The organism is Rhizobium sp. J15, assembly GCF_002531825.1.
Classification (GTDB): Bacteria; Pseudomonadota; Alphaproteobacteria; order Rhizobiales; family Rhizobiaceae; genus Rhizobium.
In genome coordinates this window covers 66,183-78,623 of sequence record NZ_NWSX01000028.1, presented here as the reverse complement: position 1 = coordinate 78,623, position 12,441 = coordinate 66,183, and the positions used below count along the sequence as shown (strand labels likewise).

The window sequence follows — 12,441 nt, the reverse complement described above, 5'->3', positions numbered from 1 at the left end:
GTACTACGCCAATAGCGGGTAAAGGGAAGTTACAAGGGTTATAGTGAGGGGTCGCTATCGGAGCGCCGCCGAAAACTATTCCGCCGGCTGAAGCTCGGTCGGCTGGAAGCGATAGGTGGTCGAGCAGAATTCGCAGGTAACGGCGATCTCGCCGTTTTCCTGGCTTGCTTCGATTTCCTCGGCACTGAAGCCCTTCAGCACGGTGCCGATCTTTTCGCGCGAACAGCTGCAGCGATCGAAGACCGCCCGCGGTTCGTAGACGCGCACGCCGCGCTCGTGGAACAGGCGGAACAGCAGCCGCTCGGTCCCGACCTGGGGATCGGTGAGCTCATCGGCGTCGATGGTCTCGACCAGCGAACGTGCTTCGGCCCAGGCGTCATCCTCGCCATGCGGGCGGTCGCCGGTGTCGCCGTCGCCGCCGTGGAGATCCGGCTGGCGCATGCGCTCCGGCGCCTCCGGCAGGAACTGTGCGACAAGGCCGCCGGCCCGCCAGCGATGGCGCGGCTTGCCCGCCTCATCGCGATCGAAGAGCTCGGCCGCCGCAAGGCGCACGCGCGTCGGGATCTGTTCCGACTGGCGGAAATAGACGCCGGCGATGTCCTCGAGCGAGGTGCCGTCGAGCGCGACGATGCCCTGATAGGGCTGGCCGAATTTGCCTTGGTCGATGGTGAAGGCGAGCACGCCCTTGCCGAGCAGCTGCTCCGGCTCGGTTTCGCCCGATGCGATGGCCCTGTTCAGCAGTGCCTGATCGAAGCGGGCATAGGCGCGGACGTTTTCCGGAGTCGAGAAATCGGCGACGAGAAGATCGACCGGCCCGTCACCCTTGGTCTGCACCGTAAATTTGCCCTCGAACTTCAAGGAGGTGCCGAGCAGCACCGTCAGCACGACGACTTCGGCGAGCAACCGGGCGACGGGCGCCGGATAATGATGGCGCTCGAGGATCGCATCGAGCATCGGGCCGAGCTGGACGGCGCGCCCGCGCACATCCAGGCCTTCCACCTGAAAGGGGACGACATGGTCATCGCCGGCGAAATCGAACTGGCCTAGAACGGCTGCAGCTTCTGCCATGGCTTTCACTCCTCATTGTCAGAGCGACGGCCAAGGTGCCCGGCGCTCGCGCGGTCGCGAGCTTTGACTCACGACGTCCGATTATGGTTCAGATCGCGCCCAGGCACCAAGCTAGAATCGATTTCTGCGCATGAAGGCGGTTTTCCGCCTCATCGAAGACCACGGATTGCGGGCCGTCGATCACGTCATCCGTCACTTCCTCACCGCGATGGGCGGGCAGGCAATGCATGAACAATGCATCGCTGCCGGCCTTGGCCATCAAGGCCGCGTTGACCTGATAAGGCTGGAAGACGTTGTGACCCCGGGCCCGATGTTCCTGATTCATGGAGACCCAGGTATCGGTCACCACGCAATCGACGCCGGCGACCGCACGGTCGGCATCATGGCAGAGCATGATTTCGGCGCCCTCATTGCGGGCCCAGTTCAGATAGTGATCCTTGGGCTCCGAACCAAGGGGTACGGCCATGTTCATGCGGTAGCCGAAGCGCGCGGCCCCTTCGACCAGCGAATGCAGCACGTTGTTGCCGTCGCCGGTCCAGGCGATGGTCTTGCCCTTGATCGGCCCGCGATGCTCTTCGAAGGTCATGATATCGGCCATGATCTGGCACGGGTGCGTATCGTCCGTCAGCGCGTTGATGACAGGCACGGTCGCATGCTCCGCAAGTTCCAGCAGGCGCGAATGCTCGGTGGTGCGGATCATGATCGCATCGACATAACGCGACAGCACCTTGGCGGTATCGCCGATCGTCTCGGCGCGGCCGAGCTGCATTTCGGTGCCGGAGAGGAACAGCGTCTCGCCGCCGAGCTGGCGCATGCCGACATCGAAGGAGACGCGGGTGCGCGTCGACGGCTTCTCGAAGATCATCGCCAGCATCTTGCCGGCGAGCGGCTTGTCGCCCTTGCCGGCCTTGAAGGCCTGCTTGCGGGCGAGCGCATCGTTCATGATGGTTCTGAGATCGGAGGATGTGACCGCCGAAAGGTCGAGAAAATGCTTAGGAGCCATATCGTGTTCTTACCTCGTTCAAGCCGTCTTCTTCACCTTGGAGGCGCGAATGCTTTCAGCGGCGCGCTCGATGCGGACGAGGCCCTCGCGGGCTTCCTCGGCGGTGACGACGAGAGGGGGAATAAGGCGGATGACGTTATCGCCGGCCGGCACGCCGAGCAGATGCGCCTCGCGGATCGCCTGCAGCAGTTCGGCCGAGGGAACGGCGGCCTTGATGCCGAGCAGAAGGCCCTCCCCGCGCACATCCTCGATCACATCGGGATAGCGATCCTTCAGCGAAGCCAGCCCCTGGCGGAAGACGAGCGCGACGTCGCGCACCTGCTGAAGGAACCCGTCGGCGAGAATGATGTCGAGCACGGCGCTGCCGACGGCCATGGCAAGCGGGTTGCCGCCATAGGTCGAGCCATGCGTACCGGCTTTCATACCCGAGGCCGCTTCGGCCGTCGCAAGGCAGGCGCCGAGCGGGAAGCCGCCGCCGATGCCCTTGGCAACGGCCATGATATCGGGTGTGACGCCGGACCATTCATGGGCGAAGAGCTTGCCGGTGCGGCCGACCCCGGTCTGGACCTCGTCGAGGATCAGAAGCAGGCCCTTTTCGTCGCAGAGCTGGCGAAGCGCCTTCATGAATTCGTTGGTGGCGGGGCGCACACCGCCCTCGCCCTGCACCGGCTCGATGAGGATCGCGGCCGTGGCATCGGTGACGGCGGCGCGGACGGCATCGATGTCGCCGAACACCACCTGATCGAAGCCCGGCGCCTTCGGGCCGAAGCCTTCGAGATATTTCTCCTGGCCGCCGGCGGCGATCGTCGCGATCGTGCGCCCATGGAAGGCGCCTTCGAAGGTGATGATGTGGAAGCGCTCGGGATGACCCTTGGAAAACTGATAGCGGCGCGCCGTCTTGATGGCGCATTCCAGCGCTTCCGCCCCCGAATTGGTGAAGAACACCTTGTCGGCGAAGGTTATGTCGGTCAGGCGTTTCGCCAAGCGCTCCTGGCCGGGGATCTCATAGATGTTCGAGAGGTGCCAGACCTTGTCGGCCTGCTCCTTCAGCGCGCCGACCACATGCGGATTGCTGTGGCCGACGGACGTGACGGCCACGCCGGCGCCGAAATCGAGATAACGCTCACCGCTTTCGGTGATCAGCCATACGCCCTCGCCTCGCTCGAACCGCAACGGGGCACGAGAATAGGTGTCATAAAGCGGCGCGGCTTCAGCCATGGCGCGGTCTCCCGATCTAAAGTTATGGGCAGCGGACTCCGGCTAAGAAAACAATGCCCGAAAAATCAAAAATGCCGCCTTGCGGCGGCGAGCGGTACTATTTCCTTTTCGCGCTGCAATGTCAACAAAACTGCGCCCTTAGCGTATGCAGCACGCTTGTACAGCGGCATTTTCAGCCTTCAACAGGCATTATTGCAGAAATGACACGCGGGGGCAGCAAGTTGGGGAAAACTTGAAATTCGATTCATCCGGATTCCCGCGACTCTTGTCACGGAGTCAGCCTCACACTAGGTTAAAGTTCAATTACTAGACTGCATGCGGCGGAACTAGTCACCAAAATTGATCAGGCGTTTCTTGTTTCGGAGGCTTCCGGGACAACGGTGAGGGATTCTGCCATCACCAACGCAAAAGGTGGAGACAGGGCATGAACTGGACAGACGAGCGGGTCGAGAAACTCAAGAAGCTATGGTCCGAAGGGCTGAGCGCCAGCCAGATCGCGGCGCAGCTCGGCGGCGTGAGCCGAAACGCCGTTATCGGCAAAGTGCACCGGCTGAGCCTCCCGGGCCGCGCCAAGGCCGGCGGCACGGCGACCGCCGCGCGCACGCCGAAGCGCAACACCTCGGCGCCCCGTGCGCCGAATTACGCCTCGCGCATCACCACCCGCACCGTGACCCGCCAGCAGGGCGCAACGATGCTGAAGGAAGAGATCGAGGTCGAAGCCGTCGAGGAAATGGAATATGTGCCGGCCGGCAACGTGGTCGTGCCGATCTCCCGCCGCCTCGGCCTGACGGAACTCACCGAACGCACCTGCAAGTGGCCGGTCGGCGATCCGCTGAAGGAAGACTTCCATTTCTGCGGCTGCGAGTCCCCCGACAACTCGCCCTATTGCAGCTATCACCAGCGCCTCGCCTACCAGCCCGTCAACGAACGCCGCCGGGCCGCCGCCCGGGTCAGCTGAGCGGACACCACTATCCTGAAATGTCAAACGGGCCGAAAGGCCCGTTTTTCGTAAAAGCAATAATGGAAGCCCTCACGCTTCCATCGAATAACCGGCACCGCGCACGGTGCGGATGACGTCCTGCATGTTGGAAAAGTTCAGCGCCTTGCGCAGGCGACCGACATGGACGTCGACGGTGCGTTCGTCGACATAGATGTCGTGGCCCCAGACGCCGTCCAGAAGCTGCGAGCGGGAGAAGACCCGGCCCGGCGAGGACATCAGGAATTCCAACAGGCGGAATTCGGTGGGGCCGAGGCGGACTTCGCGGCTCTTGCGATGGACGCGGTGCGTTTCGCGATCGAGCTCGATATCGCCGCATTTCAGCACAGTCGACAGAACCTCCGGACGGGCGCGGCGCAGCATGGCCTTGACGCGGGCGACGAGCTCGGGGGTCGAGAACGGCTTGACGACGTAATCGTCGGCGCCGGTCGAAAGCCCGCGGACGCGCTCGCTCTCCTCGCCGCGCGCCGTCAGCATGATGATCGGCAGGCGCTCGGTTTCCGGCCGCATGCGCAGGCGCCGGCAGAGCTCGATGCCGGAGACGCCGGGCAGCATCCAGTCAAGGATGAGAAGATCGGGCGTGCGTTCCTGAAGCCGGATCTCGGCTTCGTCGCCGCGGAGGATGGTATCGACCTCGAAGCCTTCCGCTTCGAGATTGTAGCGAAGAAGCACGCTGAGGGCTTCTTCATCTTCAACAACTGCAACTCTCGGGATCATGCGTCTCGGTCTCCTCGCGCACGACCCTTGAACCGAAGACGATTCAAGCACGGATCCTGCGCAAAATCAGAATTGGCTGTGACCTCGTTGCGCGCCCCGCGGGCGCGCAACCGGCTGGCCCGGAACGGTTATTCCGTGACCGCGCCGACGGTGTTGGCGCTGTCGTCCTTCGGACGGTCGCCTTCCGGCTGTGCGCCGGTCGCCATGTAATAGATCGTCTCGGCGATGTTGGTGGCGTGGTCGCCGATACGCTCGATGTTCTTGGCGCAGAAGAGAAGATGCGTGCAGCTTGTGATGTTGCGCGGATCTTCCATCATGTAGGTCAGGAGTTCGCGGAACAGCGAGGTATACATGGCGTCGATCTCGTTGTCGCGTTCGCGGATCGACTTGGCCTTGTCGGCGGCGCGCGTCGTGTAGACGTCGAGCACTTCCTTGAGCTGCACGAGCGCCAGTTCCGACAGATGCTCGAGGCCGCGGGCGAGCTTGCGGGGAACGCCCGTCGCCTGCACGGCGATGACGCGCTTGGCGGTGTTTTTGCCGAGGTCGCCGACGCGCTCGAGATCGGCGGCGATCCGGATCGACCCCATGATTTCGCGCAGATCCGACGCCATCGGCTGACGGCGAGCGATGGTGACGATCGCCTTGTCGCCGATCTCGCGTTCCATGTGATCGAGGACCACGTCGTCGGAAATGACCTTCTGCGCCAGGGCGGTATCGCCGTTGACGAGCGCGCGTACGGATTCGCTGACCATCTGCTCGGCCAGGCCGCCCATTTCGGAGATCCGCCTGGACAGGAACTTCAGATCATCATCATAGGCAGAAAAAATATGTGTCGATGCCATGGGCTTTATCCTCGAATAACGGGAAGACGTCGTGTCGCCAGAATCAGCCGAAGCGGCCCATGATGTAGTCCTGGGTGCGCGGATCGTCCGGATTGGTGAACATCTTGTCGGTGTCGTTCTCCTCGACGAGGTTGCCGAGGTGGAACATGGCGGTGCGCTGCGAAACGCGGGCCGCCTGCTGCATGGAGTGCGTGACGATGACGATCGTGTAGTTCTCGCGCAGCTCGTGGATCAGCTCCTCGACCTTGGCGGTGGCGATCGGGTCGAGCGCCGAGCAGGGCTCGTCCATCAGGATGACCTCAGGGCTGACGGCGACGGCGCGGGCAATGCAGAGACGCTGCTGCTGACCGCCGGAGAGGCCGGTGCCGGATTCATGCACGCGGTCCTTGACCTCGTTCCAGAGGCCGGCGCGCTGCAGGCTGGTCTCGACGATCTGGTCGAGATCGGCCTTCGACTTGGCAAGGCCGTGGATCCGCGGTCCGTAGGAGACGTTTTCATAGATCGACTTCGGGAACGGGTTCGGCTTCTGGAAGACCATGCCGACGCGGGCGCGAAGTTCGACGACGTCGATGTCGGGATCATAGATATCGTCGCCGTCGAGGGTGATCTTGCCGGTGACCCGGCAGCCGTCGATCGTGTCGTTCATGCGGTTCAGGCTCCGCAGGAAGGTCGACTTGCCGCAGCCAGAGGGGCCGATCAGGGCGGTCACGGTGTTTTCGCGGATATTCAGGTTCACATCGAAAAGCGCGCGCTTCTCGCCGTAGTAAACCGAGACATCCTGTCCGATCATCTTATACGGGACGTTGCTCATCTTCTGATCCAGCGCCTTTTCAACTGCAGCTTCCGTCAACATGTTCATGATGTTTAACTCCGTTTACCAGCGGCGCTCGAAGCGACGACGCAAGAGGATGGCGCCCATGTTCATGACGATCAGGAACAGGAGCAGGACGATGATGGCACCCGAAGTACGCTCGACGAAGGCCCGCTCGGCCTCGTTCGCCCACATATAGACCTGCACCGGCAGGGCCGTCGAGGGATCGAGCGGTGTCGCCGGCGCGTTGGCGACGAAGGCGACCATGCCGATCAAGAGCAGCGGCGCGGTTTCGCCGAGCGCATGGGCCAGGCCGATGATCGTGCCGGTGAGGATGCCGGGCATGGCGAGCGGCAGGACGTGGTGGAAGACCATCTGCATCTTCGACGCGCCAAGGCCGAGCGCTGCGGCGCGGATCGACGGCGGCACGGCGCGCAGTGCTGCGCGGGTGGCGATGATGATCGTCGGCAGCGTCATCAGCGTCAGCACCAGGCCGCCGACCAGCGAGGCCGAGCGCGGCAGGCCGACGAAGTTGATGAAGACCGACAGACCGAGCAGACCGTAGACGATCGAGGGAACGGCGGCGAGATTGTTGATGTTGACCTCGATCAGGTCCGTCAGCCTGTTCTTCGGAGCGAATTCCTCGAGATAGATCGAGGCGGCGACGCCGATCGGCAGCGAAAGCGCCAGCACGATCAGCATCAGGTAGAGCGAGCCGATGAGGGCAACGCCAAGGCCTGCGGCCTCCGGGCGGCTGGAATTGCCGTTGACGAAGAGGCCGGTATTGAAATCCTTCTGAAGAGCGCCGCTCGCCTTCAGCTGGTTCATCCAGGCGACCTGCTTGTCGTTGACCTTGCGGTTCTTCTCATCGACGGAAAGATCGATCTGGCCCTTGTTGGCGCTGTCGACATTGGCATCGGCGAGCACGGTGACGTTGACCGTCTTGCCGATGATCGACGGGTCGGCGACGACCATATCGCGCAGCTGGATCGGCGCGCCCTTGGAGAGCATGGCCGTCGCATCACGCACGTCAGGTTTGCTGGAAGCGTTGATATTCAGCTGCTTGACAATCGCATCGCGCAGGAGGACCGGATAATTGGCGGCGATCAGCACCGAAGGATCGGTCGCACGCTTGTTGTTGGGGTCGATCGTCTTCTCGGAGAATTCGACCGGCAGGGTGATCACGGTCTGCTGGAAGGCGGTGTAGCCGTTGCCGATGACCGTCCACAGCAGGACGAAGAGGAAGACGAGGCCGAAGGCGATGGCGGCGATGCCATAGGCCTGGAACCGGCGCTCGGCGGCGTAGCGGCGCTTGATGCCGATATCACGGCGAGCGGGAGCCTTGGAAATGGTGATACCGGCGGCGGGGGAAACAATATTCGTCATTCGTACTGCTCCCGGTATTTGCGCACGATGTAGAGCGCGTAGATGTTGAGGCAAAGCGTGATGCAAAACAGCGTGATGCCGAGCGCGAAGGCAACCAGCGTCTGCGGCGAGGTGAACTCGAGGTCGCCGGTCAGCTGGTTGACGATCTTGACGGTCACGGTCGTCATCGGCTCGAAGGGATTGATCTGGATGCGGGCGGCGACGCCGGCGGCCAGCACGACGATCATGGTTTCGCCGATGGCGCGCGAAGCGGTCATCAGCAGCGCGCCGACGATGCCGGGAAGAGCCGCCGGCAGAACCACCTTCTTGATGGTTTCCGAGCGCGTCGCGCCGAGGCCGAGCGAACCGTCACGCAGCGCCCGCGGCACGGCGGTGATGATGTCGTCCGACAGCGAGGAAACATAGGGGATCAGCATGATGCCCATGACGATACCGGCCGTCAGAACGCTCTGCGCCTGGATGAAGTTGCTGTAGCTGCCGGAGAGCAAGCCGCTGATCTGCGCGGAGAAATCGCGCAGGAAGGGACCGACGGTCACGAGCGCGAAGAAGCCGTAGACGATCGTCGGAATACCGGCGAGCACTTCGAGAAGCGGCTTTGAAATCCCGCGCACCTTCGGCGAGGCGTATTCGGCCATGTAGATGGCGGCGAAGAGGCCGACCGGCACAGCGACCAGCATGGCGACCAGGCCGATATAAAGCGTGCCCAGGAGCAGCGGGATCAGGCCGAACTGGCCGAAGGACGAGCTGCCGGCGCCGGCAAAGCGCGGATCCCAGACAGTGCCGAAGAAGAATTCGCCGGCGGGAACGGCGGCGAAGAAGCGCGCGGCTTCGGACAGCATGGACAGCACGATGCCGATCGTCGTCAGGATGGCGATCGAGGAGGCGAGCAGCAGGCCCCAGAGCATGACGCGCTCGACGCGGTTGCGGGCCCGGAAGCGCGGTGCGATGGCGCGTAGCGCGTAGAAGGCGCCGGCAACGGCGAGAGCGAGAACCACCACCGTCATCGCGAGACGGCTCGTCATGCTCATGGAATTGAGCGTCTTGGCGGCTTCGACCATGTAAGGCTGCGGCTGGCCGGCGAGCGGGACGCCCTTTTCGCTGAGCTTGGCCTGCAGGGCGGCCGGATCGGCGGCGACTGCCGACGTTTCGTCGGGCGTGAGCATCGTCAGTCCGCGGGCGACCGTCGCCACCATCGAATAGCTCAGATCCTGCTCGACTGCCGGCTGCGCCTTGACATCGTCAGGGAAAGCGCCGCGAACCGAGGACTGGATGATGCCGGGGCTGATGGAGAGCCAGGCGCAGAGAACGATGAGGGCGGGAAGAACCGCCCAGATCGCGGCATAGGAACCGTAATAGGCCGGCCGTGAATGCAGTGCGGAGGACCTGCCTCCGGCAAGTGCCGCGGCACGGCCGCGCGCGACCAGATAGGCGGCGGCGCCGATCACCACAAGGCACAAAAGTATGACGGATGTGCTCATTCGTTACGTCCCCAGGCCCGAGGCCCCCAAAAAGCGCGGGCGGCTGCACCAGCCTGCCTTCAGCTTCCAATCATTGGAGAAGGAATTCCAACCCTGCGCCTCCCGGCACGCCGGGGCGCAAGGCAACGCCGGCGCGGGTCCTGAGACACCGCGCCGGCACAGTCATTACATAGCCTTGCCGGCTTCGACTTCCTTGCGGATCGCGTCGCGCTCGGCATCCGGAGCGGCAACGAGGCCGTATTCGGCGAGCGGGCCGTCGGGGCCGATCATCTGGTCGGATACGAAGAAGTTGACGTATTCCTTCAGGCCCGGAACGGCGCCGAGATGTGCCTTCTTGACGTAGAAGAACAGCGGGCGGGAAACCGGGTAGGTGCCGTTGGCGATCGTTTCGGTGGACGGAACGATGCCGTTCACGGTCGCGACCTTCAGCTTGTCGGCGTTGTTTTCATAGAAGGAAAGGCCGAATACGCCGACGCCGGTCTTGTTGGCGGCGATACGTGCGAGGGTTTCCGGATAGTCGCCGTCGATGTCGACTGCTGCGCCGTCCTTGCGGACTGCGACGCAGGCCTTGCCCTGGGCAGCCTTGTCGGAGATTTCCTTGGCGATGACGTCGGTTGCGCCCGAAGCCTTGCAGCCGGCGGCCAGAACGTTCTGTTCGAAGACTTCGCGGGTGCCGTGCTTTTCGCCCGGGATGTAGGCGGCGATGTCAACAGCCGGCAGCTTCGGGTTGACTTCCGACCACTTCTTGTAAGGGTTGGCGACGAGCTTGCCGTCGACGACGACCTGGGCAGCCAGCGCCTTGTAGATGTCGGCCGGAACGTAAGCGACGTCGGGGTTGGACGAGTCGGTTGCGAAGACGATGCCGTCATAACCGATCTTGACTTCCTGGATGTCCGTCACGCCGGCTGCCTTGCAGGCTTCGGCTTCGTTCTTGTTGATCGGACGCGAAGCGTTTGCAATGTCGATGGTGTCTTCGCCAACGCCCTTGCAGAACTCCTTCAGGCCAGCGCCCGTGCCGCCGGATTCGACGACCGGAGTCTTGAAGTTGGTGAAGGTCTCGCCGAAGGATTCGGCTACGATCTTTGCGTAAGGCAGGACGGTGGACGAACCAGCAACCTGAATCTGGTCGCGGGCGACGGCAGCGCCAGCGAAAGCAGCGGTTGCAGCGAGCGCGGCAACGGTGAGCTTGAAGGTGTTCATTTGAATCTCCCGGGCATTGGGCTTGTGTGAGTGCGGCCTAGAGAGGCCCTCGCATTGCCGTTTTTCATCGGCGGGACTCTCTTAGCGCTGTAAGCACCGTCCTTTTATGTCAAATCGGTGAAACATTTGTGACAGCTTAAATGCCTGATATTAAATGAAAATATTTGCATGGATCGAGCGAATGCGCCGGAAAAGTCATGAAGCTCGGCCGCCAATCGACCTGGCATTGCAAAAACGAGCAGAACAGCTTTGCGGCGAACCGGACAGATGGGTAACAGAGGGATGGTCTCTGTTGTCCCACTTCCCTAAAAACGGGGAGAAGGAACGGAGGAAGATAGTTGCCTTAGAACCGCACGGTAAAATCGGTGCCCTTGCCGACTTCCGATTTGACGATCAGGCGGGCGCGGTGGCGGGTGAGGATATGCTTGACGATCGCAAGGCCGAGGCCGGTGCCTTTCTTCGATCGGCTATCCTCGATGCTGACGCGATAGAAACGTTCCGTCAGGCGCGGCACGTGCTCGGCCGGTATGCCCGGCCCCTTGTCGACGATGCTGACCTCCACCGGCTGGCCGGCGCCGTTTTTCAGCCAGACATCGACGACTTCGCCTTCCTGGCCGTATTTGCAGGCATTTTCCATCAGGTTCTCGAAGACCTGGACAAGCTCGTCGCGGTCTCCCAGCACCTCGACCTTGCCCTCCGGCAGATGCAGGTTGATGTCGACGCCGACATCTCTTGCGAGCGGCACCAGCGAGTCCCTGACATGGCCGAGGAGCGGCACCAGGTCGACCTTCTCGTCAGGAGCGATGTGCGATTTCAGCTCCAGGCGGGAAAGCGAAAGCAGGTCGTCGACCAGCCTGCTCATGCGCGTCGTCTGGTCGAGCATGATGCCGAGGAAGCGCGCCTGCGCCTTTAAATCGTTCTTCGCCGGTCCCTGGATGGTCTCGATGAAGCCGCGCAGCGAGGCAAGCGGGGTGCGCAATTCATGGCTGGCATTGGCGACGAAATCCGAGCGCATGCGGTCGATGCGGCGCACCTCCGATATGTCGCGGAAGGACAGGATGAAATAGCGCTCGCGCGCCGCATCTTCGGTTCCGAATTCGAGAGGGGCACTGCGCACGATGTAGACGCGCTCGGAGGGCAGCCGCTCGGCGTGTTCGATCTGGTTCGGCGCATTGGTGGCGATGGTTTCGCGCACCATGTCGAGCACGCCGGGCGAGCGCAGGCGGGCCGATATATGGGCGCCGAGGGCGACCTCGCCGAAGGCCTTTTCGGCGGCGCGGTTCTGGAAGAGCACCGAGGCGTCGCCCGAGAGTACCATGACAGGAATATCGAGGCTGGCGAGCGTGGCGGAAACATCCGGCAGACGGCTCGGCGGCGCCTCCGGCTCGATCTCCACCGGCGCGACGGGTTCCTGCTTGATGACCGGCGCCTCGTTGAAGAGCGCGGTCAGGATCATGGCGAGCAGCAGGACGAGCACGGCCCATTTGTTCATGCCGGCGGCAATCGCGACCAGGGCGCTGATTATCGCCGCAAGCAGTACCGGCCGTTCGCGCCGGATGCGCGCCAACAAGCTGGTTGTCCACGATGTTTCGTCTTGCAAGGTCCCTCGCGGCGTCGATTCGTTTGTCTTTATATTGAACTCTGCCTGATAGCGGCAATTCATGACAGAAGTTTTCGGCTGGCCTCTCTAATGCCAAAGGCCGCAGCCGAAAACCGGGAGA

At 62.9% G+C, this 12,441-nt stretch carries 11 protein-coding genes; 1 reads left to right on the top strand and 10 read right to left on the bottom strand.

Annotation, left to right across the window (positions count from 1 at the left end; translation table 11 throughout):
* Positions 1-75: 75 nt before the first annotated feature.
* From CO670_RS21895 to CO670_RS21885, 3 genes are all read right to left on the bottom strand, one after another.
* On the bottom strand, positions 76-1,068 hold the full coding sequence (locus tag CO670_RS21895; RefSeq protein WP_097592184.1) for an Hsp33 family molecular chaperone: 993 nt from the start codon (positions 1,066-1,068) through the stop codon (positions 76-78).
* A gap of 88 nt (positions 1,069-1,156) precedes the next feature.
* Positions 1,157-2,071: an ornithine carbamoyltransferase gene (argF, locus tag CO670_RS21890; protein ID WP_097592183.1), complete on the bottom strand. Its 915-nt coding sequence runs from the start codon at positions 2,069-2,071 to the stop codon at positions 1,157-1,159.
* Positions 2,072-2,089: 18 nt separating this feature from the next.
* Complete coding sequence (locus CO670_RS21885; protein WP_097592182.1) at positions 2,090-3,289, bottom strand: aspartate aminotransferase family protein; 1,200 nt, start codon at positions 3,287-3,289, stop codon at positions 2,090-2,092.
* Positions 3,290-3,713: 424 nt separating this feature from the next.
* Here CO670_RS21885 and CO670_RS21880 point away from each other — a divergent pair, with 424 nt between their 5' ends.
* Positions 3,714-4,247, top strand: a complete 534-nt coding sequence (locus tag CO670_RS21880) for a GcrA family cell cycle regulator (protein WP_097592181.1) — start codon at positions 3,714-3,716, stop codon at positions 4,245-4,247.
* Positions 4,248-4,319: 72 nt separating this feature from the next.
* Here CO670_RS21880 and phoB read toward each other — a convergent pair whose 3' ends face one another.
* The 7 genes from phoB to phoR form a co-directional block, all read right to left on the bottom strand.
* A complete protein-coding gene (phoB, locus tag CO670_RS21875; RefSeq protein ID WP_003570612.1) occupies positions 4,320-5,003 on the bottom strand; it encodes a phosphate regulon transcriptional regulator PhoB in 684 nt (227 codons plus the stop codon).
* 128 nt (positions 5,004-5,131) lie between these two features.
* Positions 5,132-5,845 carry a phosphate signaling complex protein PhoU gene (gene phoU, locus CO670_RS21870; protein WP_097592180.1) on the bottom strand — a complete coding sequence of 238 codons (714 nt, stop codon included), beginning with the start codon at positions 5,843-5,845 and terminating at the stop codon, positions 5,132-5,134.
* A gap of 43 nt (positions 5,846-5,888) precedes the next feature.
* Positions 5,889-6,704 (bottom strand): phosphate ABC transporter ATP-binding protein PstB, encoded by an 816-nt coding sequence (gene pstB / locus CO670_RS21865; RefSeq protein ID WP_088688365.1) that lies wholly within the window; start codon positions 6,702-6,704, stop codon positions 5,889-5,891.
* A gap of 15 nt (positions 6,705-6,719) precedes the next feature.
* The gene (pstA, locus tag CO670_RS21860; RefSeq protein WP_097592179.1) at positions 6,720-8,042 is read right to left on the bottom strand and encodes a phosphate ABC transporter permease PstA; all 1,323 of its coding nucleotides are present in this window, start codon (positions 8,040-8,042) and stop codon (positions 6,720-6,722) included.
* On the bottom strand, positions 8,039-9,520 hold the full coding sequence (gene pstC / locus CO670_RS21855) for a phosphate ABC transporter permease subunit PstC (RefSeq protein WP_097592178.1): 1,482 nt from the start codon (positions 9,518-9,520) through the stop codon (positions 8,039-8,041). The genes pstA and pstC overlap by 4 nt, the downstream gene beginning before the upstream one ends.
* Positions 9,521-9,685: 165 nt before the next feature.
* Entirely contained in the window at positions 9,686-10,720 is a 1,035-nt protein-coding gene (locus tag CO670_RS21850; protein ID WP_097592177.1) for a substrate-binding domain-containing protein, read from the bottom strand.
* A 343-nt stretch (positions 10,721-11,063) separates the two neighbouring features.
* Positions 11,064-12,287, bottom strand: a complete 1,224-nt coding sequence (gene phoR, locus CO670_RS21845) for a phosphate regulon sensor histidine kinase PhoR (protein WP_097592191.1) — start codon at positions 12,285-12,287, stop codon at positions 11,064-11,066.
* Between the last annotated feature and the right edge of the window lie 154 nt (positions 12,288-12,441).

Excerpts from the sequence above, each read along its gene's own strand:
- pstB (WP_088688365.1), bottom strand. The coding sequence starts at position 6,704 with ATGAACATGTTGACGGAAGCTGCAGTTGAAAAGGCGCTGGATCAGAAG.
- pstC (WP_097592178.1), bottom strand. The coding sequence starts at position 9,520 with ATGAGCACATCCGTCATACTTTTGTGCCTTGTGGTGATCGGCGCCGCC.
- argF (WP_097592183.1), bottom strand. The coding sequence starts at position 2,071 with ATGGCTCCTAAGCATTTTCTCGACCTTTCGGCGGTCACATCCTCCGAT.
- CO670_RS21885 (WP_097592182.1), bottom strand. The coding sequence starts at position 3,289 with ATGGCTGAAGCCGCGCCGCTTTATGACACCTATTCTCGTGCCCCGTTG.
- phoU (WP_097592180.1), bottom strand. The coding sequence starts at position 5,845 with ATGGCATCGACACATATTTTTTCTGCCTATGATGATGATCTGAAGTTC.
- pstA (WP_097592179.1), bottom strand. The coding sequence starts at position 8,042 with ATGACGAATATTGTTTCCCCCGCCGCCGGTATCACCATTTCCAAGGCT.
- CO670_RS21895 (WP_097592184.1), bottom strand. The coding sequence starts at position 1,068 with ATGGCAGAAGCTGCAGCCGTTCTAGGCCAGTTCGATTTCGCCGGCGAT.
- phoB (WP_003570612.1), bottom strand. The coding sequence starts at position 5,003 with ATGATCCCGAGAGTTGCAGTTGTTGAAGATGAAGAAGCCCTCAGCGTG.
- CO670_RS21850 (WP_097592177.1), bottom strand. The coding sequence starts at position 10,720 with ATGAACACCTTCAAGCTCACCGTTGCCGCGCTCGCTGCAACCGCTGCT.
- CO670_RS21880 (WP_097592181.1), top strand. The coding sequence starts at position 3,714 with ATGAACTGGACAGACGAGCGGGTCGAGAAACTCAAGAAGCTATGGTCC.